Here is a 21,290-nt window from a genome sequence, read left to right on the forward strand (position 1 = left end):
TTACCGGTTCACAGTTCGCTGCCATAGTGCCGTCAGCCGCTGGGCCGGAGCCGTCAAACCCTCGAAGGAGTGGGGCACATGAGGATGAAGCCGAGCAAGCCATTGGGCGTCGCGCTGCTCACCACCGCGATGCTGGCAGCCGCCGGGTGCAGTGGAGGAAGCACGGGGACGGGCGGGGAGGCGAAGGCGCCGACCGACCCCAAGGACGTATCGGGCACCATCACCGTCCTGACCCACCGCACCGATCTCGTACAGAGCGGGGCGATGAAGAAGTACGCCGCCGAGTTCAACAAGACGTACCCGAAGGTGAAGGTCAAGTTCGAGGGCATCACCGACTACGAGGGCGAAGTCAAGATCCGCATGAACACCGAGAACTACGGTGACGTGCTGATGATCCCCGCGGTCATCGGCAAGAACGACTACCCAAAGTTCTTCGCCCCGCTCGGTGACACCGCGGACATGGAGAAGAAGTACCGCTTCACCGGCAAGACGGATGTGGGCGGCAAGACGTACGGGGTGGCGAGCTTCGGCACGGCCAACGGCTTCCTCTACAACAAAGCCGTGTGGAAGAAGGCCGGCGTCACCGACTGGCCGACCACGCCGCAGGAGTTCCTCGACGACCTGAAGGCGGTCAAGAGCCGGACCGACGCGGTGCCGTACTACACGAACTTCAAGGACGGCTGGCCGCTGAGCAGCCCCTGGTCCAACTCCATCGGCTCGGTGAGCTGCGACGTGAAGGCCAACGACAAGCTCGCGTCGGACAAGAAGCCGTGGGCCGCCGGCAGCGACCTCAACGTCATCGACACGCTGCTGTACGACATCGTCCACGACAAGTACGCCGAGAAGGACCCGACCACCACCAACTGGGAGAACTCCAAGAACCTGCTGGCCAAGGGCAAGATATCGAGCATGCTGCTCGGCTCCTGGGCCGTCACGCAGATGCAGGACGCCGCAAAGAAGGCGGGCGAGAACCCCGACGACATCGGGTTCATGCCGTTCCCGGTCCAGAAGGACGGAAAGTTCTGCGCCACGCTGCTCTCCGACTACCAGCAGGCCGTGAACATCCACTCCGAGCACAAGGCCGCCGCCCGCGCCTGGCTCGACTGGTTCACCGAGAAGTCCGGCTACGCGGCCAAGGAGGGCGCCGTCTCCGCGCTGCGCTCCGCGCCGATGCCGGTGACGCTCAAGCCGTACGAGGACAACGATGTCGAGTACATCGAGCGTTCGGAGGCGAAGACCGGGCAGGTCAACGCGATCGACAACGCGTCCGAGATCGGGCTCAGCAAGCAGGACTATCGGCAGAAGCTGATCGACATTGCGCGGGGTGCGCAGAAGGGGTCGTTGAAGGGGTACTTCGACGAGCTCGATCAGCGGTGGGGCGAGGCGTCTGCGACTGCGGGTGGGTGAGTGATGGGTTCTGGTGGGAAGTTCAGTTCGGCGTCGGCCGGGCCTACGTCGCGGGGCTCTGCCCCGGGCCCCGCTGCTCAATCGCCGCAGGGGCTTGATAAGCCCGCTGCTCAATCGTCGCCGTGGGTTGAAAAGCCTGCTCAAACGTCGCAGAGGCTTGATGTGCTGCGCAAGGTCACCCCGTGGCTGTTTCTGCTGGTGCCGCTCGCGCTGCTGATCACGTTCACGTACGTGCCGGTCGGCAACATGATCTATTACAGCTTCACGGACTGGGACGGGGTCAGTCCGGAGCGGAACTTCACCGGGGTCGACAACTACACCCAACTCTTCACGCGGCCCGAGCTGTTCAGGGTCTTCTTCGTCAGCTTCTACTACCTGGCCGCGTCGGCCGTGCAGATCGTGATCGCGCTGTACTTCGCGACGGTGCTCAGCTTCGACCTGCGCTTCCGGAACCTCTTCAAGGGCATCCTGTTCTTCCCGTACCTGATCAACGGCGTCGCCATCGGCTTCGTCTTCCTGTACTTCTTCCAGGACGGCGGCACCCTCGACTCGGTGCTCTCGTGGTTCGGGGCCGGCGGCGACCACGCGTGGCTCGGTGACGCGGAGTCGGCGAACACCTCGCTCGCCGGGGTGTCGGTGTGGCGGTTCACCGGACTCAACTTCGTGCTGTTCCTCGGTGCGATCCAGTCGATCCCGGGGGAGTTGTACGAGGCCGCGCAGCTCGACGGAGCCTCGCGGTGGCAGCAGTTCCGGCACATCATCGCGCCCGGCATCAAACCGGTGCTCAGCCTCAGCGTGATCCTCGCGGTCTCCGGCTCGCTCGCGGTCTTCGAGATCCCGTACATCATGACCAGCGGCGCGACCGGCACCTCGACCTTCGTCATCCAGACGGTGAAGCTCGCCTTCCAGTTCAACAAGACCGGGCTCGCCTCGGCCTGCGCCGTGGTGCTGCTCCTGATCATCCTGCTGATCACGTGGATCCAGCGACGCCTTGTGCCCGACGAGAAAGTGGACCTCGTATGACCGCTCTACCTGTAGTGGACCGGGCCCGCAGGCGGCCGCGCGTCGGCACGGTGCTCACCTATCTCTCCCTGGTCGTCGCCGCCCTCGTGGTCCTCGTACCGCTCGTCGTCGTGCTCCTCACATCGCTGAAGTCCTCGCACGAACTCGCCCAGGGCGGAGGGGCGTTCAGCCTTCCCGAGGACTGGCTGAACCTCTCCAACTACGTCACGGCCTTCCGCGACGGCAAGATGCTGAGGGCGTTCGGGAACACGGCGTTCATCCTGCTGTTCTCGATCACCGGCACCGTTCTCATCGGTTCGATGACGGCCTACGCGATCGACCGCTTCCAGTTCCGCCTGAAGAAGACGGTCATGGCGCTCTTCCTGTTCGCCACGCTCGTACCGGGGGTGACGACGCAGGTCGCGACCTTCCAAGTGGTCAACAGCTTCGGCCTGTTCGACTCGCGGTGGGCGCCGATCCTGCTCTACATGGGGACGGACATCGTCTCGATCTACATCTTCCTGCAGTTCATCCGGTCCATCCCGACCTCGCTCGACGAGGCCGCCCGGATCGACGGTGCCAACACCTTCACCATCTACTGGAAGATCATCCTGCCGCTGCTCAAGCCGGCCATCGCCACCGTCGTCATCGTCAAGGGCATCACGACGTACAACGACTTCTACATCCCGTTCCTCTACATGCCCTCTGAGGACAAGGGGACGATCTCCACCGCGCTGTTCCGGTTCAAGGGGCCGTTCGGCGCGCACTGGGAGGACATCTCCGCCGGCGCGATCCTCGTGATCCTGCCGACGCTGCTCGTCTTCCTGTTCCTGCAGCGCTACATCTACAACGGCTTCGCGGCCGGTGCCACGAAATGACCGGCCCGCCGCCCACACGGCGCGTCACGATCACCGACGTCGCGGCCCGCGCCGGGGTGTCGCGGGGCGCGGTCTCCCTCGCGTACAACAACCGCCCCGGCCTCTCCGACGCCACACGGACCCGCATCATGGCGGCGGTCGCCGAACTGGGCTGGTCGCCGCATCGGACGCCGAGCAAGCTGTCCGGTTCGGCGACCGGGGCCGCGGACACCGTCGGGCTCGTCATCGCGCGATCGGCGCGGCAGCTCCAACTGGAGCCGTTCTACGTGGAGTTCATCTCCGGCGCCGAGTCCGTCCTGGAGGAGCACGGCTGCTCGCTCCTCCTCCACTTGGTGCGCGACACCGCCCGGGAGATCGCCGTGCACCGGCAGTGGTGGCGCTCCCGCCGGATCGCCGGATCCATCCTGGTCGACATCCAGCACGACGACCCCCGGATCGCCGCCCTGCGCGCGATCGGCCTCCCGGCCGTCGCGGTCGGCCATCCGTCCCTGACCGGCGGCTACACCTCGGTGTGGACCGACGACGAGACCGCCGTACGGGAGGTGGTGCGCCATCTCGCCGCGCTCGGGCACCGGCGGATCGCCCGGGTCGGCGGCCATCCGGCGTTCGGCCACACCGGCATCCGTACCGCCGCGCTGAACCAGGCCGTCGCCGACCTCGGCCTCGAACCGGCCCACAACGTCACCACCGACTTCTCCGGCGAGCAGGGCGCCCGCGCGACCCGCCGGCTGCTCGCCTCCGCGCGGCGGCCCACGGCGATCGTCTACGACAACGACATCATGGCGGTCGCGGGCCTCGCGGTCGCCGCCGAACTGGGCCTGAACGTCCCGGAGGACGTCAGCCTGATCGCCTGGGACGACTCCCAGCTGTGCCGGCTCACGCACCCGAACCTGTCGGCCATGAGCCACGACGTCTTCGCGTTCGGCGCCGATGTCACCCGCCGCCTCTTCGATGTGGTCCACCGCCGCAACCCTTCGTCGGAGCCCGTCGCGCTGCCCGTGCTGGTGCCCCGCGGCAGCAGCGCGCCGCCGCGGGGCGTGGGGGTGGGTTCGGAGGTCAGAGCGTGAGCTCGCCCTGGTTCAGGACGCGGGGGTGGAAGTACGTCGACTGGATCTCGGCGTTGGTGTTGTTACCGCGCAGCTGCTCGGACCAGAGCATGAACCACGCCCACTGGGGCTGACTCGTCAGCAGTGAGGCGTTCGGCATCTTGCCCATTTCCGCGATGGCCATCGGCTTGGTGCCGGCGATGCTCCGCATCTGCTGATAGTCGGCGGAACTCGGGTAATTCTTGTACCAGGCGTCGAGGGACACGACATCCACGTATTGGCTGCCCGGGTAGTAACTGCTCCAGCCGCCCGCCGGATTGTCCTGCACGTTCCAGACCCAGATCAGATTGTCGAGACCCTTGGTGTTGGCCAGGTAGTCGTGCGTGATCTGGTACAGGCGCGCGCTGCCATTCGCGCCCGGCCGGTTCCCCCACCAGTTCCACGACTCGTTCATTTCATGGAGCGGGCGGAAGAGGGCGGGCACTCCCGCGTCCTTCAACTGCTTGAGATAGGGCACGACTTCGTCGAGCCGCTTCTTCCACGCCGTGTTGAGGGCGCTGCCGTCGGTGACGAGCTGAGAGAACTGCGCGTCCGAGATGTTCGACTTCACGCCACCCTCGAACGCGCAGCTGCTGCCCCCGGTCGGCGGGCAGACGTGCCAGGTCAGGGCCACCAGTGAGCCGTTCTTCCACTCGGTCTTGGCCTGGTCGATCACGCGCTGGCGGTTCGCCACGTCGGTGGCGTTGAACATCAGGTCGCCGCCCCACAGGCCGGGGTACTGGCCGGTGACGTCCTTCACCTGTTGCGTGTACGCGCCGGGCGAGGTGGCGGGCTCCTTGTTGTGCTGGCCGGAAATGATGTGATTCCCGGAAACGGACCGTAAGTAATTCAGTACGGTCTGCTTGGAACTCGGCGGGAACGCCTGCGCCGATTCCGTGGCGGGCCAGGCGAAGAGGCCCGCGGCGATGGCTGCGGCCGCCGCGAGGAAGGCGACGTAGTGTTTGATTCTCTTCATTGTGGGGTCCCAGCTCTCGGGATGAGCGGAATGCTTGTCGCCAAGACGGTGGCGGGAATTCCGGCGGGCGTCAATGGATTGCGCCGCATCCCGAGAGCTGTGGGCCCCACTATTTACTGAACGTTTTGTAAACGCCGTTCAGTCCACGCTGTAGCAGCGGATCACGATGGCGACCCCGTCCTCCGGGCTGCCCTCGTCCCGCGCGTGTCCGACGAAGACCGTGCGGGCGAGCCAGAGATGGGCGGGCGCGTCGGTGCGGAACGTCGGCGCCGTGCGGAAGTAGCCGGAGTCCTCCACGTAGTAGCCGCGGTTGACGATGTCGATGACGGCGCCGTCGTCCGCCCGCAGGAGGTAGCGGGCCTCCAACTCGCAGACACCGCCTCGGGTGTTCGACCAGTCGCCGCCGCCGGGCAGCACCGTGCCGTTGAGGCGCGGGCCGGTCACGGTGCCGCCGGTGATCGGGGTGAACTCGGTGCTCTCGCCGGCTCCGTGGCCGATGTGCAGCGGCTTGGTGACCTCGGCGCGGATCTCGAAGGCGTAGGTGAGTGAGGGGGTGTGGGGCACGCGAACTCCTGGTCAGTGGGCGGGGGTTGAGGGAGTGCTGCGGCGCGGCTTCCAGCCCGGGCGCGGCACTGATTCGAGCAGGGTGCGGGTGTACGCGTCCGTCGGATCGGTCAGGACCGTGCGGGCCGCGCCGCGTTCGACGATGCGGCCCCGGTGCATGACGACGATGTCGTCGCACACGTGCTGGACGATGCCGAGGTCGTGGGTGATGAACAGGTAGGCCACTGGGGTCCGTTCGCGGATCTCGCGCAGCAGTGTGAGGATCTGCGCCTGCACGGACACGTCGAGCGCGGCCACCGCTTCGTCGAGGACGAGGATCCGTGGGACGACGGCCAACGCGCGGGCGATCGCGACGCGTTGGCGCTGGCCGCCGGACAGGGCCCGGGGGAGTGCGGCGGCCTGCCGCTCGTCGAGGCCCACCTGGTCGAGGAGTTCGGCGACGCGTCGGTCGAGGTCCGCGCCGCGCAGTTCTGTGTGGAGCGCGATGACTTCGGCGACGCAGTCGCGCACCCGCTGGCGGCGGTCGAGGGAGGCGTACGGGTCCTGGAAGACCATCTGGATGTCGCGGGCGGCGCGGCGTCGTTCGGCCGTCCGGCGGGGCGGGCGGGGACGTTCGCGCCCCGCGAGGCGGATCGTCCCGGCCGTCGGGTGCTCCAGGCCGGCGATCATCCGGGCCGTCGTCGTCTTGCCGGAGCCGGACTCGCCGACGATGGCCAGCGAGCCGCCCGGCGCGAGCGTCAGGTCGACGTCGTCGACGGCTACGACATCGCCGAACTCCTTGCGCAGGTGCGTGACTTCGAGCGCGTACGGGTGGGCGGGTTCAGGCGTCGAGGTCATCGGCGGGCTCCGCTGGGTAGTGGCAGGCGGCGAGGCCGTCGCCGACGGGGCGCGGCTCGGGGCTCTCGGTGCGGCACAGGGCCCGGGCGGCAGGGCAGCGTGGCGCGAACGCGCAGCCCGCACCGGCCTCGTAGGCGGACAGCGGTCGTCCGGGGATCGCCCGCAGCTCGTGTGCGTCCGCGCCGGGCGCGGGCCGGGAGGCGAGGAGTGCCCGGGTGTAGGGGTGGCGGGCGGACTTGTGGAGCCGGTCGGCGGGAAGTTCCTCGACGATCGAGCCCGCGTACATCACCGCGATCCGGTCGCAGACGGCCGCAGCGAGGGCCAGGTCGTGCGTGATGAACAGCAGGGCGAGCCCGCGCGCGGCACGGGCCTCGTCGATGATCGCCATGACCTCGGCCTGTGTCGTGACGTCGAGCGCCGTCGTGGGCTCGTCCGCCAGGAGCAGCCGGGGGCCGCCCGCGAGCGCCGCCGCGATCATGACGCGCTGGAGCAGCCCCCCGGACAGCTCCGGCGGACGCTGCCGCAGCCTGCGTTCCGCGTCGGGGATGCCGACGTCGCGCAGCAGCCCGGTGACCGTGGCCGTGGCCTCGCGCGCCCGGGTGCCCCGCGCGATCAGGCCCTCGGTGAGGAAGTCGCCGACCGTGCGGACCGGGTTGATGTGGGCGCGCGGGTCCTGGTGGATCATCGCGACGTCGGCCGACCGCAGGGCCCGCAGGTCGGCGGGGCCCATCGCGGGCACGGACGCGCCGTCGAGGAGGACGTCGCCGTCGACGCGGGCCCCCGGAGGCAGCAGCCGCAGCACCGAGCGTGCGGTGAGCGACTTGCCCGAGCCGGATTCGCCGACCAGACCGAGCGCCGCGCCGGCCGGCACGGAGAGGTCCACCCGGTGGATGACCGCGCGGTCGGTCCCGTCCAGGGGAAGGGTGACGCGGAGCCGTCGGATGTCGAGAAGTGTCATCGGCTGTCCTCTCCCAGGAGCCGTCGGGACAGGCCGTTGCCGAGCAGGGTGCAGGCGATGACGAACACGACGATCACCAGGCCCGCGTACAGGGACTGTTCGGCCCGGCCCGCGAGCACGCCCGACGCGCCCTGCGCGACCATCAGGCCCCATTTGGCCGTCGGCGGCTGCGCGCCCAGGCCGATGAACGAGAACGCGGCGACGTCGAGCAGGGTGTAGCCGAACGACACCGTCACCTGCACCAGGACCAGCGGCAGCAGCGCGGGCGTCAGATGGCGCAGGCAGATCCGCCACCCCGGCAGGCCGAGCATCCGCAACGCGGACACGTACGGCAGGTGCACCTCGCGCAGCGCGGCGCCGCGCACGGTCCGCGCGACGTACGGGAGATACGCGACGGACAGCGTCACGACCGCCACCTGGAGGCCCGCGCCGAAGACGGCCGCGCCGACCACGGCGAGGATCAGACCGGGGAAGCCGAACACGACGTTCAGGGCGGACGACACCACGCGGTCGTACCAACCGCCGAGCCAGGCACCGGAGATGGCGAGTGCCGAGCCGACGACGCTCGCGACGAGCGTCACCACGGCGGGCGCGAGCAGGCTGAGCCGCGACCCGTACAGGATGCGGGAGAGGATGTCGCGGCCGGTGTCGTCCGTGCCCAGCCAGTGGGCGCCGCTGCTGCCCTGGTACACCGCCAGCGGGTCGACGGCCTCGGGATCGTACGGCGCGATCAGTGGCGCGCACACGGCGGCGAGGACGACGAGGGCGACGACGGCGCCCGCGCCGATCAGCACGCCGTTGCCGCGCGCCGCACGTCGGCCGCGCCCGAAAACACCGGCCTTGGCAGCGAGTTGATAGGTCGTCATGACGAGGCCTCCAAGGGCGTACGCCGGTCCAGCAGCGCCGAGACCACGTCGACCACGGTGTTCACGCCGACGAACAGGACGACGCTGATCAGCGCGAGCGCCTGCACCACCGCCAGATCCTGCTTCGCCGCGCTCTGTACGAGCAGCGCCCCGATGCCGTTGATCCCGAAGGCCTGCTCGACGATCGCGCAGCCCGCGATCAGGCCCGCGACGGCCACGCCGGACACCGAGAAGATGGGCGCGGAGGCGTTGCGCAGCACGTGTTTACGCACCACGAGACGCTCGGGGATGCCGCGGCCGCGCGCGGTCTGCACGTGCTCGGAGGCGAGTTCGGCGCGCACCGCCGAGCGCGTCACCTGCGCGACGTACGCGAGCCAGGTCGCGGCGAGCGCGAGCGCCGGCAGCGACAGATGCTCCAGACGTCCGGCGAAGCCCGACCCGCTCCCGTACGCCGGGAACAGACCCCAGCGCACCGAGAAGCCCCAGATCAGCAGCACCGACATCACGAAGGTCGGCACCGCCATCAGCGTCGTCGTCACGACGGTCACCGCCGTCTCGCCCCAGCCGCCGCGCAGCGCGGCCAGCGTCCCGAGGGCAACGCCAGCCCCGATGATGAGGACCGCCGCGAAGGCGACGAGGAAGAGCGTGTTGCCGAGCCGGTCGCCGACCAGGTGCGCGACGGAGTCGCGGTAGCTGAGCGACTGGCCGAGGTCGCCGTGGAACAGGGCGGTGAGCCAGCGCCAGTAGCCCCGCAGGAACGGATCGTCGAGGTGGTACTGGCGGTGGATCTCGGCGAGCAGCCGCTCACTGGGCGGCTTGCCTCCGCCGACGAGGAGCGTCGCCGGGTCGCCGGGCGAGACGAACAGCGCCCCGTACACGGCGACGCTCGCGACCAGCGCCGTCGCGGCGAGCATGGCGGCCCGCCGGACGACGAAGCGCCAGATCATGAGGACTCCCGCCCGGTGCCGCCGATACGCGCCGCCCACGGCATGTTGATGTAGGCGAAGGAGGCGGGGACACCGCTGAGCCGCTTGTTCAGGAACAGCCGCTCGTACGGGCAGGCGATGGGAACGATCGGGAAGTCCTTCGCGTACAGCGCCTGCGCCTCGGTGAACTCGCGCGCGGCCCGCTGCGGATCGGTCGTGGCCTTGGCCGCCCGAATGTGTGAAGTCACCTTGTTGTTCCGGTAGTTGGTCCAGTTCATCGGCGACTTCGGGTCGGTCATCATGTCCGCGTACGACAAGGGGTCGGGGATCTCCACGTAGCCGAGGGCGATGGTGGCGTCGAGGCCCTTGCGCAGCGCCGGGTTGAAGAACAGGCCGGACATCTGGGTCGGCTGGAGCTGCCGGATGACGACCTTGAGTCCGATCTTCTTCGTGGCGGCCTGGAGGAACGTCAGGGTCTGCAGCGACTGTTGGTCGCCGGCCGCCGTGGCGATCGTGAGCGTGCGCCGCTTCGGAGCGGCCTCGTCGACGAGCTTCTTCGCCTTGGCGACATCCGGCCCGGGGACGGCGGGCAGCGCCGCGTACCCCTTGGCGTAGACGTCCTTGGCCTCACTGTTCTTCCAGACCAGGGACGGGATGAAGGTCTTCTGGCGCTGGGCGGCGCCGTCGAAGACGTTCTTGACGAGGGCGTCGCGGTCGAGGACGAGGGAGAGCGCGTCGGCGATCCGGCGGTCGGCCATCGGCGAGGTGGGCGAGGTCGCCCCGAGGAACACGGTCTGCGCGGAAGGGCCGTAGTAGAGCCGCCCTTCCTTCGAGCCGCGCAGCGCCTTGGCGGACGTCGAGGGAATCTCGTAACTCCCGTCGATCTGACCGGACATGAGGGCGCTGGTGAGCGTCCCGTTGTCGGTGATGAACCGGAACGTGAGCTCCTTGACCTTGGGGCGCAGCGAGCGGTCCCAGTACGCGGTGTTGCGCACGGCGGTGATGGAGTCGCCGGAGCGCCACTTGGTCAGCTTGAACGGGCCCGTGCACATCAGGCCGCCGCGCGCGGTGCCGTACGAGGCGCCCGCCTTCTTCATGTACGAGGCCTTGCCGACGGCCCCGAACCCGTTCACCAGGTACTTCAGGAAGAGCGAGTCCGGGGTGCGGAAGCGGACGGTGACCTGGTGGTCCTCCGTCGCCTTGATGGTGGTGACGTTCGCGAGGACCTGGACGTTGACGCTCTGTGTGGCGGGCACGCGCTGCCGCTCCAGGCTCGCGACGACGTCGGCGGCGGTCATCGGGCTGCCGTCCCAGAAGCGGACGCCGCGGCGCAGGTTCAGGACGAGGGTCTTCGGGTCCGGTCGTTGCCAGGAGGTGGCGAGGCCGGGGGCCGTCGAGTAGTCCGGCTTCAGGCGGATCAGCGGGTCGCAGAGGTTGGAGGCGACGGTGCTGGGGGAGTAGTCGCCGACCTTTGCGGGGTCGAGCGTGGTCGGCTCGCCCATCGGCAGGTTCCAGGTGACGTGGTCGACGGTGCCGTCCGCGGCGGGCGTCGTGGTCGTGAGGTCGATCGCGTTCTTCGCGGCGGTCGGGCCGGAGGAGGAACAGGAGGCCAGCGTCAGCGCGGTGGCCAGTGTGGTGACACAGATGACGGTGAGTCGGGGAGCGTGCATGAAGGTGCTCCTGATGAGGATGGGGTGCTGTGGTGGTACGGGTCCTCCGCTGTGGGGCGCGGGTGCGTGGTCAGGCGTGGGCGGGCAGGGCCGAGACCGTGAGGCGTGAGGGGTGGGCGCTGCCGGTGCGCAGCGTCTGTCCCGAGGACTTGGCGGCGGTCGTGGTCCACGGGTTGTCGTCGCTGCCGGACGACGGCAGGAACAGCGGGTAGTCGCTGGAGGCGAGGAGGACGGCGAGCCGGTGCCCGGTGCGCACCCGGTAGCCGGTGTGCCCGAGATCGACGCGGACCTCCGGCGGCGCGAGGTCGGTCCGCAGGGAGACCTCGCCGCGCGCGATCAGGTGGGCGCGCCCGTCGGGCCCGACGTCCACGAGCTTCACGAAGACGTCGAACGTCGGGGCGGTGCTGGTGACATGGAGGTGCAGGCCGAGCGGCCCCGCCAGGTCGAGCGGTTTGGTGAGTGCCGCTCCGGAGAACACGAGCACGTCCTCGCGGTTCGCCGTGTCCGAGAGATCCGGGTAACTGTGCAGGTACTCGAAGGAGTTGGCGGTGTCCGACGGCACCAGGGCCTCCGGGTCGTATGTCCACTGCGTCGAACTCGCCTCGTCGGACGGCGAGTCGACGAGCGCTCCGCCCTCCGGAAGCGGCCCCTTCGCGTGCTCGGTACGGGCCAGCCAGAAGGTGCGCTCGACGGTCTCCAGCGGCGGCCAGGCCGTCGACGTACGCCAGTCGCCGTGCCCCAACTCCCAACGGACCTTCGGGAGGTCTGACACCGTCCGGATCCCCTTGAGGAACACGTCGAAGAACGCGAGAGCCGGGTCGACGTACTGCGGCAGCATCCGGTCGAGGGCCGCCCCGCTCTGCCCGTGGTCGGTGTCGACGGTCGCGGGCGCGTCGGCGAGGCGGTAGTTCTCGTGGTCGACGGCGCCCGCCCACAGATACTGGACCGCGTCCCAGCCGGGGCGCCCCGCGAGCGCCAGATAGTCCCGCAGATGCGGGATCAGGATGTTGTCGAACCAGCCGACGCAGTGCAGCACGGGCACCGGCCGCGCGTCGTAGGGGTGCCGGCCGCGCGCCGGGAACAGGTCGGTGAAGTGCGGCACGAGCGTGTCGAACCACGCCGAGCGGGCGCCGATCGCCCGGAACGCCTCCTCGTACTGCTCGACGACCGGGCGGATCGAGCGGTCCGGCTCGTACTCGTACAGGCCCTGGTCCACCCAGTAGTGGGCGTAGTACTCGATGCCCTCCAGCCAGACGGGGCGGCCGACGCCCGGCGGGTCGTGCGGGCCGCCGCCCTGGGCCGTAGCGTTGAAGTCGACCGTGGTCACCCGCGGCACGACGGCGCGCAGCGCCGGATGCTGGGACGCCACCGCCGCCCACTGCGTGAAGCCGTAGTACGAGTCGCCGAACATGCCCACCAGGCCGTCGGACCAGGCCTGTTGGACGATCCAGTCGATCGTGTCGTAGCCGTCGTCGGACTCGCGCAGGAACGGCAGCGTCTGGCCCTCGGAGCGGAACTTGCCGCGCACGTCCTGGACGACGACGGCGTAGCCGCGGGCCGTGAAGCGGGCGGCGATCTCGTCGAAGTACACGTAGCGGCTGTTCTTGTCGTACGGCAGCCGGACGAGGACGGTCGGGGTCTGCGCGTTGTCGGGTCCGTCGGGCAGATAGACGTCGGTGGCGAGCCGGATCCCGTCGCGCATCCGCACCCGGTACTGGCTGGCCCGCTCGGGCACGGGCGCCGGGCCGACGCGTGAGAAACGAAAGGTCATGAAGGGGTCCCCCGGAAATCTCCTGGGCGGAAACGTCGAGCAAGCAAGGAGCAACGACGAACAACGCCGTGATGTAACAGCGTTGTATGACAACATTGCAGCTCCGTGTGAACGCGGTCAACCCGTTGGGTTAAGGTCGGCGACATGCCGATCGAGGTAGACGAGGCGAAGCGGCTCGACGAGATCGCGACCGCCACCATCCAGGTCGCCCGGGACCGGGGCGTGCGCTCCGTGACCATCCGGGCCGTGGCCGAGCAGCTCGGCGGCTCCACCGCGATGGTGACCAATTACGTCGCCAATCGCGCCGCGCTGATGATCAACGCGCTGCGTCGCGCCGAGGCCGACTGGAGTCGCGAGTTGGAGCGGGCCATCGAGGGCGTCGAGGGCGAGGAGAGGCTGCGCGCGGCGGTCCGCTGGATGTGCACCACCGAGCAGGACGACGAGGTGCTGCGCCGGCTGATGATGGAGATCGCCAGCGCGGGACCGGGTGCCGAGGTCGGCGATGCGCGGCGGTCGGCAGCGCGCAGTGACTATCAGGGGCTCACGGAGATGGTCGCCGAAGCGGGGCTGCCCGACGCGGAGTTGAGCGGTGACGTCCTCCACCTCGTCCTGCGCGGCTACTGGCTGGCGACGCTGGAGGATCCCGAGAGCTGGTCCGCCGAGCGCGGCGAGCGCGCGATCCTGGCCGTGGTCGACAAGCTGCGCGGATCCGCCGGCTGACCGTCCGGACCGACCTTCGGGAATGAACTGCCTTTTCCAGGACTCCTGTTGACATCGGCATACGCGGCGGCGCAGTCTGTCCGCGAAATAAAACGCCGTTGTATCACCGGTTACCGGATTGTGCAGCTGGAAGAGGGTGCTCCATGGGAAGTCCCGGCCAGAACACCGAGTGGTGGCAGCGTTCCGCCGCCGAGATCGCCGCAGCCGTACGCGGCGGGGAAGTGTCGTCCTACGAGGTCGTCACGTCCTGCCTCGACCGCATCGAGGAGACGAACCCGAAGGTCAACGCGCTGGTGGAGGTCCGCCGCGACGAGGCGATCGCCGCGGCCGAGCGGGCCGATGCCGCCGTCGCCGAGGGCGCCGAACTCGGCCCGCTGCACGGCGTGCCCGTCTCCATCAAGGTCAACACCGAGCAGCGCGGCCACGCCACCACGAACGGTGTGACCGCCCTCGCCGGGAACCTCGCCGACGAGGACGCGGCCTGCGTCACCGCGCTGCGCCGCGCCGGAGCGATCCCGCTCGGACGCAGCAACGTCCCCGCGTTCTCGCTGCGTTGGTTCTCCACGAACGACCTGCACGGGCGGACCCTGAACCCGTGGGACGCCGCGCGCACACCCGGCGGCTCCAGCGGGGGAGCCGCCGCCGGGATCGCGGCAGGGATGACGCCGCTGGCGCAGGGCAACGACATCGGCGGATCGATCCGCTTCCCCGCGGCCTGCTGCGGCGTCGTCGGGGTGCGGCCCACCGTGGGACGCATCTCCGGCTGGGCGCCGCCCGCGTACGCCGACACCCCCGAGGGGCGGGTGCCGCTCGACTTCCCGCCCACCGTGCAGGCCTGCGCCGTGCAGGGGCCGCTCGGCAGGACCGTGGCGGACGCCCGGCTCGCCCTGCACGCCATGAGCGGGCCCGACCCGCGCGACCCCTACGGCGTTCCGGCGCTGCCGCCCAGGGGCCCCGCCCCGACGCGGGTGACGGTCGTCCGCGGCAACGACGGCGCGAAGAACCACCCGGCCGTCGACACGGCCCTCGACGCCGCGGCCGCCCGTCTCGCCGACGCGGGGTACGAGGTCGACGAGGTGGCGGCCGAACCGCTGCTCGCCGAGGCCGCCCGGCTCTGGTTGCTCCTGCTCACCGAGGACACCCGGCCGCTGCTCCGGGTCGTGGAGCAGATCGGCGACGACGCCATCCGCACCGCGCTCGCGCGGCACTTCGCGGCGTCCGCCGCCGTGTGGGGCGAGCGCCCCGACCTGGAGACGTACATCAACGGCTGGGGTCGGCGCGGCGCACTCGTCACCCGCCTCCAGGAACTCCTCGGCGCCGACCGCCTGTTGCTCACCCCGGTGTGCGCCGAGCCGCCCTTCGAGCAGGACGCCGACCTCGCGGACGAGGCCCGCGCCCTGGAACTCTTTCCGGCGATGTGGCCGATGACGTCGGTGCCGATCCTCGGCTTCCCGGCCGTCACCGTCCCGGTGGCCGTGCACGACGGGGTGCCGGTCGGGGTGCAGTTGGTGGGCGGCCGGTTCACGGAGGACGGGCTGCTGGACGCGGCGCAAGCCGTCGAGGAGCGGTCGCCGGTGCTGAGGGCGTGGGGGTAGGTCGCGGAAGGCCCGGCCCGTCACCCATCAGCGCACCGGCGCCCCCGGCCCCAGCGGAATCCCGATCGCCCACCACGCGAGGAACAGCAGAGTCCACGCCGCCGTCATCGCGATCGCCAGCGGCAGCGTGTACGCGGCGAGGGTGCCGATGCCCGCGTCCTTGCGGTAGCGCTGGAGGAAGCCGAGGGCCATCACGAAGTACGGGCTCATCGGTGTGATCGCGGTCGACCCGGAGTCGGCGATGCGGAACAGGGCCTGCGTCGTCTCGGCCGGCACGTGCGCCAGCATCAGCATCGGCACGAGGACGGGTGCGGCCAGCGCCCACATCGCGGAGCCGCTGGTCACCATGACGTTCACGACGGTCAGCAGGAGCAGGATCAGCAGGAACACCACGACGATCGGCATCCCGCTGTGCTCCAGGAGTTCGGCCGCCCGCACCGCCAGTACGTCGCCGATGTGCGTCCAGTCGAAGTAGGCGAGGAACTGGGCGATGGCGAAGAAGAGGACCAGTACCGGCGCCATCTGCTTCACGCCCGCCGCCATCAGCTTCGGTACGTCGCCGGGCTTCGCGATCGACCCCGAGCGCGCCCCGTACACGATGCCGGTGAGCGCGAACAGGACGGCCACGACCGCCGCGATGCCGTCGATGAACGGCGACTCGACGATGCTGCCGCCGTCCCCGCGCAGGGGAGAGGACGTGGGGACGAGTGCAGCCACGACCAGCACCAGGCCGCCGCCGAGCGCGAGCAACGCCCGGCGCAGCGCGGAGCGTTCACGCTCGCTCAGGTCCAGCGTGCCCAGGTCCTCGACGTCCGCGTCGGGGTCCGGGTCGAGGTCCGGTCGCTTGGCCAGGACCCAGCGCGTGACCAGCGTGATGACGGTGGCGAGCAGGAGAGAAGAGGCGATGTTGAAGAACCAGTTGGACAGCGGTGACACGTACGCGTCGTCGCCGCCCGCGATCTTCGCGGCGGCCGTCGTGATGCCCGCGAAGATCGCGTCGTTCGGCGTGGGCACCGGGCTCGCGTCGTAGCCGGAGGCGATCGACGTGTACGCCACGACGATGCCGAGGATCGGGGAGCGGCCCACGGCGCGGAAGGCGAGCCCGCCGAGTGGCACCAGGATGATGTACGCGGCGGCCGACGCGACGTGCGCGACCGTCCCGGCGAACGCGACGGCGAACACCACCCACGACGCGGGCACCCGCGCGACCCCGACCTTCATCGCGGCGGACAGGAATCCGCTGCGCTCGGCGACGGCGACGCCCATGATGACGACCACGATCGTCGCCATCGGCGGGAACTCGGCGAAGTTCGACACCATCGTCGACACCGCCATGGCGAGCCCGTCGCCGCTGAGCAGGTTCTGCACGGCGACCGTCTTGTGGTCGGCGGGCGACACCACGGACACGTCGAACCCGGCGAGCACGGCGCTGACGACGGCGAGCACCGCCGACAGGATCCAGAACAGCCAGAACGGGTGCGGCAGTCGGTTCCCCGCACGTTCGACGACGCCGAGGGCGCGGATGACGAAGGGCAGTCGTGCGGCCGCTTCGGCGTGCGGTGGTGCCTCTCTCTGTACGGTCATGGCTGCGGCTCCAACTAGCGTTGACGGGTTGGGAGTTCGTGGTTCCTGAAGAACGCCCACATCACCTCGTGGGCCTGGATCGTCTGCGTGGTGTAGCCGCCGCCGCTGTAGCCGTCGGCGCCCGGCCAGGTGTGTCCGCCGTCGGTGACCGCGACGTGCGCCACCTCCGCGCCGCCCGCGCAGCCGGTCCACCGGGACGTCGTGATGTCGGGCTCGGTCACCTGGTCGGGCGTGCGGGTGCGGCAGCCGTCCCGGTCGGCCCACTCGCGCACCCAGTCCTGGATGGCGGGCAGCCCGCGGTCGGTGTCACCCGCGTACGGGATGGTGGTGTCGCCGGTGCCGTGGAAGTCGAGGACGGGCATCGGGCGCTCCGGATCGCAGCCGCCCTCGCGGGTGCCGGGGTAGAAGGCCCCGGCGACCGGTGCGACGGCGGCGAACCGGTCGGACATCCGGCAGGCGAGCAGGCCGGTGAATCCGGCGCCGTTGGACTTTCCGGTGGCGTACACCCGCCGCTCGTTCACGCACAGCGAGCCTTCGAGGGAGTCGAGGAGATCCCCGGTGAACGCGACGTCGTCCACGCCGGCCGCCGCGTACGGAGCGCCCTGCCAGGCCTGCCGCTCACCGTCGCCGGTGCCGACGACCCCGTTCGGGTAGGCGACGATCGCGGGCAGCGTGGAGAGGCGGGAGAACGCCTCGGTGCCGGCTCCGGTGTTGCCGCGCCCGTGGTAGGCGACGATCAGCGGCCAACTGCGGTCCGGTGTGTAGCCGTTGGGGAGGTGCAGCTGGTACGTGCGCTCGCGGCCGCCGCTGGTCATGGTGTGCGGGACGCTGGTGCCGGGTTGTTGCGGGGCGGGGGTGCCGCAGCCGGTGGGGTGAACGGCCGGGGAGGCCTGTGCCGGGGCGAACGGTACGGCGACGAGTGCGGCGGCCAGTACGCAGGCACGCCGAAGTAGACCCTTCATGTGCGGCTCCAAATGAGGGTTGCTGAGAGGGGGTAGGGCAGGGGTGTTACAGGTCGAGCCACTCTTCGACGAAGGCGGACACGCGGTCGACGGCGGCGTCCACGATGGCCCGCCCGTCCTCGGCCGTGACCGAAGTCGGGTCACCGAGCACGCCGTTGGCACTCAGTTCGTCGTACGGCAGGGTCAGCGTCGGCTGCGAGAAGGTGCGGGCGAGGCGGGACTCGGGGCCCAGTTCGTCGAGGGACACGGTTCCGGGCTTCAGTCGGTCCTGGTGAACCAACTCTGGTGCCAGGGCCAGCATTTGGGCGGTCTCTGCCTCGCCGCTGTGCCCGTGCACCTCGCTCACCCCCATCGTCGCCACAACGCCGGATACCAGCGAAGTGACCGGCGTCCAGGCGAATCGCACGTCGGGGTGGGACGCGAGCAGGTCCTGCGCCACCGTGGTGAGCGTCGCGTTGTTGCCGCCGTGCCCGGTCAGTACCAGGAACCGTCGCCAGCCGTGCCGCCGCAGGCTCTCCACGTACTCGCGCACGACCGCGGCGAACGTGGTCGTCGTCAGCGTCACCGTCCCGGCGAACGCCATGTGGTGCGGAGAGACGCCGACCGGGAGCGGCGGGCCGATCACCACGCGCCCGGCGAGCCGGGCCCCGACGAGGTCGGCGATCCGCTCGGCGCGGATGGTGTCCGTGGCGATGGGCATGCCGGGGCCGTGCTGCTCGTAGGCGCCGGCCGGGATGATGACGACGGGGGCGCGGGTGACGGCCTCGGCGGCCTCCTCCGTCGTCAACTCGGCGAGCCGGTAAGGCTGTTGGATGTGAGTCACGCGAGCTCACCCCCGTCGGGGAAGTCGGCGGTGAGGACGGTGTCCCGGATCGCGGTCAGGTGCTCCCGGGTGATCCGCTCGGCCTCCGCCGCGTCACCGTCCCGTACCGCCTCGACGATCTCCAGATGCTCGGCGTGGTCGCGCTCCCGGTCGTTGTAGCGGTGCCGGATCTCGACCTGGTCGCGGGCGCGGACCTGGAGAAGTGCCTCGACGGTCTCCTTCAGCAGCGCGTTCCCGCTGGCCGTCGCGAGCGCCACATGGAAGTGCACGGAGCGGCGCAGCGACTCCTCGGGCGGGAACAGGGCGTTGGCCGCCGCGTGCTCCAACTGCTCGATGCCCTGCGGGAGTCGAATGCGGGCCGCCTCGGCCGCGACCGCGGGCTCGACGACGAGGCGTGCCTCGACGAGTTCGAGGACGGACCGCTGCGAGGTGCGTGGGCGGTGCGGATTGGCGAGCAGCCGCCGCTCGACGCCGGGCCCGACGTACGTGCCCGAACCGTGCCGGAACTCCACGACCTGCATGGCCTCAAGGCGCCGCAGCGCCTCCCGCACGGTCGGCGTCGTCACCTCGAACCGCTTGGCCAGCTCGCGCGAGGAGGCCAGGGCGTCGCCGGGGGAGAGTCGTTCGGTGCGGATGATCTCGACTATGTCGTCCGCGAGGCGCTCGGACAGCGAGGGTTGATCGGCGTAACTCATAAAGTGAATAGATCACTTGGTCAGTGGGGGTGTCAACGGTCGTGCACGGCTTTGGTTTCCGCACGGCTTTGGTTTCCCGGGCCGCGACCGGCCTACAGCACCCCGCGCTCCATCGCCACGACCACCGCCCGCGTCCGGTCGCTCACGTCCAACTTCGCGAAGATGCGCAGCAGGTGGGTCTTCACGGTCGCCTCGCCGATCACGAGGCGCTTCGCGATGTCGGGGTTGGACAGGCCGTCCGCGACCGCCGTCAGGACGTCCACCTCGCGCGCGGTCAGCGCCGTCTGGGTGGGTCGGCGCAGCTTCGCCACGAGTTTCTGTGCCACCCGCGGGGCCAGCACCGTCTCGCCGCGTGCCGCGGAGCGGATCGCGTCGACGAGTTGCTCGCGCGTGGTGTCCTTGAGCAGGTAGCCGATCGCGCCCGCCTCCACCGCCCGTTCGATCTCGGTGTCCGTGTCGTACGTCGTCAGGATCAGGACGCGGGTACGGCTCGGGCCCGCGACGATCCGCTCGGTCGCCGCCACCCCGTCGAGCCCCGGCATCCGCAGGTCGAGCAGCGCCACATCGGGGCGCAGATCCTCGACGAGCGCCACGCCGGGCCGGCCGTCGTCCGCCTCGCCGACGATCTCGATTCCGGGCTCCGGCGCGAGCAGGGCGACGACGCCGGCCCGCATCACGGTGTGATCGTCGACCACGACGACCCTCAGCTTCGCCTCGCCACTCATACTCGCTCCTCTGTGGTCCGGTCTACGTTCCGGTCTACGTTCCGGTCCGCGGCCCCGGTGCCGGGCAGTTGGGCCAGTACGCGGGTGCCGTCGCCCGGTGAGCTGGTGACGGTCAGTTCGCCGCCGAGCTCGGCGAGCCGCTTGCGCATGCCGTCGAGGCCGAAGCCGCGCGCCGCGGCGACGTCGAAACCGCGCCCGTCGTCGGTGACTTCCAGATCGATGCCGTACGCGCCCTGCTCCAACACCACGGCGACGGTCGAAGCGGCAGCGTGCTTACGGACGTTGGAGAGCGACTCCTGCGTGCAGCGCAGCAGCGCGATACGGGTCTGCTGGTCGCAGTCGACCTCGGCCAGCTCGGCGTCCACCGTGATCCCGGTGTCCTGCGCGAACCGGTCGAGGATGCGGCGCAGCGTGCCCGCCACCGGGCCCTGTGCGGCGCCGCCCGGTGGCGGGGTGGCGCCGACCAGGTCCCGCGCCTCCGCCAGGTTCTCCCGCGCCGTGTGCTCGATCGACGTCAACTGCTGGGCGGAGCGCGCCGATTCGGTCGGGAGTCCGGCGCGGGCCGCTTCCGCGAGGACGATGATCGAGGCGAAACCCTGGGCGAGCGTGTCGTGGATCTCGCGGGCCATCCGCTCCCGCTCGTCCGCCGCGCCCTGCTGACGATGCGCTGCCGCCAACGCCTGCTGTGTGTCGGCGAGTTCGTCGCTCAGCCGTTGAGTGCGGGCCTGGCCCTGCTCGGTGATCCGGTGCACGAGGAGCCCCACCGTGGACCCGGCGGCGTACCCGGCGAGAGTGAACAGGACGTTGCCGTTGATGAGTTGAGTGCCGGGATCGCGGCCGACGATGGTGCCGCCGACGGTGAGCGCGGCCGTCGCCCCGCTGAGGGCGAGGGCGGCGCCGGGCCCGGACGCGTAGATCCAGAAGTGCGGCAGCGACACGATGAACAGGGCCGCGCCGCTGCCCATCGTGTACGCCACCGCGCCGACCCCGGCGGCGAGCAGTGAGAGGTAGGTGGTCGGCCGCAGCAGCTCCCGACCGGGGAACATGGCCACCGCCGCGTACGCGCAGGTCATGGCGGACAGCAGCACGAACGTCGGGTACTTCGTCCCGGGCGGGGTGTCCGCCACCGCGAGGGCGGGCGGGACCAGGCCGCACAGCACCCACAGCACGGCGTTCCAGCGGTGCGGTACGGGCACGGCGGCCGTCTGCCGCGGGGCGAGGAGAGGCGCTCGGCTGCTGTCCACGA

Annotated in this window: 20 protein-coding genes; 6 read left to right on the plus strand and 14 right to left on the minus strand. The window is 70.2% G+C overall.

Translation table 11 applies throughout. From position 1 onward, the window contains the following. The first annotated feature begins 84 nt into the window (after window positions 1-84). The 4 genes from OG746_RS14555 to OG746_RS14570 are packed head-to-tail and all read left to right on the plus strand — an operon-like array spanning window position 85 to window position 4,354. On the plus strand, window positions 85-1,407 hold the full coding sequence (locus tag OG746_RS14555; protein ID WP_266718949.1) for an ABC transporter substrate-binding protein: 1,323 nt from the start codon (window positions 85-87) through the stop codon (window positions 1,405-1,407). A 3-nt stretch (window positions 1,408-1,410) separates the two neighbouring features. Further along, window positions 1,411-2,430, plus strand: a complete 1,020-nt coding sequence (locus OG746_RS14560) for a carbohydrate ABC transporter permease (protein WP_524540412.1) — start codon at window positions 1,411-1,413, stop codon at window positions 2,428-2,430. Beyond that, entirely contained in the window at window positions 2,427-3,287 is an 861-nt protein-coding gene (locus OG746_RS14565; protein ID WP_266715012.1) for a carbohydrate ABC transporter permease, read from the plus strand. Before OG746_RS14560 ends, OG746_RS14565 begins: the two co-directional genes overlap by 4 nt. Then, window positions 3,284-4,354, plus strand: coding sequence for a LacI family DNA-binding transcriptional regulator (locus OG746_RS14570; RefSeq protein WP_266715013.1), 1,071 nt, complete (start codon window positions 3,284-3,286; stop codon window positions 4,352-4,354). The genes OG746_RS14565 and OG746_RS14570 overlap by 4 nt, the downstream gene beginning before the upstream one ends. Here the strand turns inward: OG746_RS14570 and OG746_RS14575 are convergent. The 8 genes from OG746_RS14575 to OG746_RS14610 form a co-directional block, all read right to left on the minus strand. Then, entirely contained in the window at window positions 4,344-5,348 is a 1,005-nt protein-coding gene (locus tag OG746_RS14575; protein WP_266715014.1) for a glycosyl hydrolase, read from the minus strand. The two genes, OG746_RS14570 and OG746_RS14575, sit on opposite strands and share 11 nt — an antisense overlap. A gap of 138 nt (window positions 5,349-5,486) precedes the next feature. After that, window positions 5,487-5,912: a DUF3237 domain-containing protein gene (locus OG746_RS14580; protein WP_266715015.1), complete on the minus strand. Its 426-nt coding sequence runs from the start codon at window positions 5,910-5,912 to the stop codon at window positions 5,487-5,489. A gap of 12 nt (window positions 5,913-5,924) precedes the next feature. After that, on the minus strand, window positions 5,925-6,749 hold the full coding sequence (locus OG746_RS14585; protein ID WP_266715016.1) for an ABC transporter ATP-binding protein: 825 nt from the start codon (window positions 6,747-6,749) through the stop codon (window positions 5,925-5,927). Then, on the minus strand, window positions 6,733-7,707 hold the full coding sequence (locus OG746_RS14590) for an ABC transporter ATP-binding protein (RefSeq protein ID WP_266715017.1): 975 nt from the start codon (window positions 7,705-7,707) through the stop codon (window positions 6,733-6,735). The genes OG746_RS14585 and OG746_RS14590 overlap by 17 nt, the downstream gene beginning before the upstream one ends. Further along, window positions 7,704-8,573, minus strand: coding sequence for an ABC transporter permease (locus OG746_RS14595; RefSeq protein ID WP_266715018.1), 870 nt, complete (start codon window positions 8,571-8,573; stop codon window positions 7,704-7,706). The genes OG746_RS14590 and OG746_RS14595 overlap by 4 nt, the downstream gene beginning before the upstream one ends. After that, window positions 8,570-9,520, minus strand: a complete 951-nt coding sequence (locus tag OG746_RS14600) for an ABC transporter permease (protein WP_266715019.1) — start codon at window positions 9,518-9,520, stop codon at window positions 8,570-8,572. Before OG746_RS14600 ends, OG746_RS14595 begins: the two co-directional genes overlap by 4 nt. Beyond that, window positions 9,517-11,169, minus strand: coding sequence for an ABC transporter substrate-binding protein (locus OG746_RS14605; RefSeq protein WP_266715020.1), 1,653 nt, complete (start codon window positions 11,167-11,169; stop codon window positions 9,517-9,519). The genes OG746_RS14600 and OG746_RS14605 overlap by 4 nt, the downstream gene beginning before the upstream one ends. Window positions 11,170-11,239: 70 nt before the next feature. Continuing rightward, window positions 11,240-12,940, minus strand: a complete 1,701-nt coding sequence (locus tag OG746_RS14610) for a CocE/NonD family hydrolase (protein WP_266715021.1) — start codon at window positions 12,938-12,940, stop codon at window positions 11,240-11,242. Between the two features lie 144 nt (window positions 12,941-13,084). On the opposite strand from OG746_RS14610, the gene OG746_RS14615 reads away from it, so the two are divergent. Both OG746_RS14615 and OG746_RS14620 read left to right on the plus strand, forming a co-directional pair. Next, window positions 13,085-13,660 (plus strand): TetR/AcrR family transcriptional regulator, encoded by a 576-nt coding sequence (locus OG746_RS14615; protein WP_266715022.1) that lies wholly within the window; start codon window positions 13,085-13,087, stop codon window positions 13,658-13,660. Between the two features lie 143 nt (window positions 13,661-13,803). Next, window positions 13,804-15,255: an amidase gene (locus OG746_RS14620; protein ID WP_266715023.1), complete on the plus strand. Its 1,452-nt coding sequence runs from the start codon at window positions 13,804-13,806 to the stop codon at window positions 15,253-15,255. 27 nt (window positions 15,256-15,282) lie between these two features. Here OG746_RS14620 and OG746_RS14625 read toward each other — a convergent pair whose 3' ends face one another. The 6 genes from OG746_RS14625 to OG746_RS14650 form a co-directional block, all read right to left on the minus strand. Further along, window positions 15,283-16,839 (minus strand): AbgT family transporter, encoded by a 1,557-nt coding sequence (locus tag OG746_RS14625; RefSeq protein WP_266715024.1) that lies wholly within the window; start codon window positions 16,837-16,839, stop codon window positions 15,283-15,285. Between the two features lie 14 nt (window positions 16,840-16,853). Continuing rightward, the gene (locus OG746_RS14630) at window positions 16,854-17,801 is read right to left on the minus strand and encodes a CE1 family esterase (RefSeq protein ID WP_266715025.1); all 948 of its coding nucleotides are present in this window, start codon (window positions 17,799-17,801) and stop codon (window positions 16,854-16,856) included. Between the two features lie 46 nt (window positions 17,802-17,847). Continuing rightward, entirely contained in the window at window positions 17,848-18,624 is a 777-nt protein-coding gene (locus OG746_RS14635; RefSeq protein ID WP_266715026.1) for a creatininase family protein, read from the minus strand. Next, window positions 18,621-19,319 carry a FadR/GntR family transcriptional regulator gene (locus tag OG746_RS14640; protein ID WP_266715027.1) on the minus strand — a complete coding sequence of 233 codons (699 nt, stop codon included), beginning with the start codon at window positions 19,317-19,319 and terminating at the stop codon, window positions 18,621-18,623. Before OG746_RS14640 ends, OG746_RS14635 begins: the two co-directional genes overlap by 4 nt. 92 nt (window positions 19,320-19,411) lie before the next feature. Beyond that, window positions 19,412-20,044 carry a response regulator gene (locus OG746_RS14645; protein WP_266715028.1) on the minus strand — a complete coding sequence of 211 codons (633 nt, stop codon included), beginning with the start codon at window positions 20,042-20,044 and terminating at the stop codon, window positions 19,412-19,414. Next, a complete protein-coding gene (locus tag OG746_RS14650) occupies window positions 20,041-21,288 on the minus strand; it encodes a sensor histidine kinase (protein WP_266715029.1) in 1,248 nt (415 codons plus the stop codon). Before OG746_RS14650 ends, OG746_RS14645 begins: the two co-directional genes overlap by 4 nt. Between the last annotated feature and the right edge of the window lie 2 nt (window positions 21,289-21,290).

Origin of the sequence: Streptomyces sp. NBC_01016 (genome assembly GCF_026341035.1) — a bacterium.
Classification (GTDB): domain Bacteria; phylum Actinomycetota; class Actinomycetes; order Streptomycetales; family Streptomycetaceae; genus Streptomyces.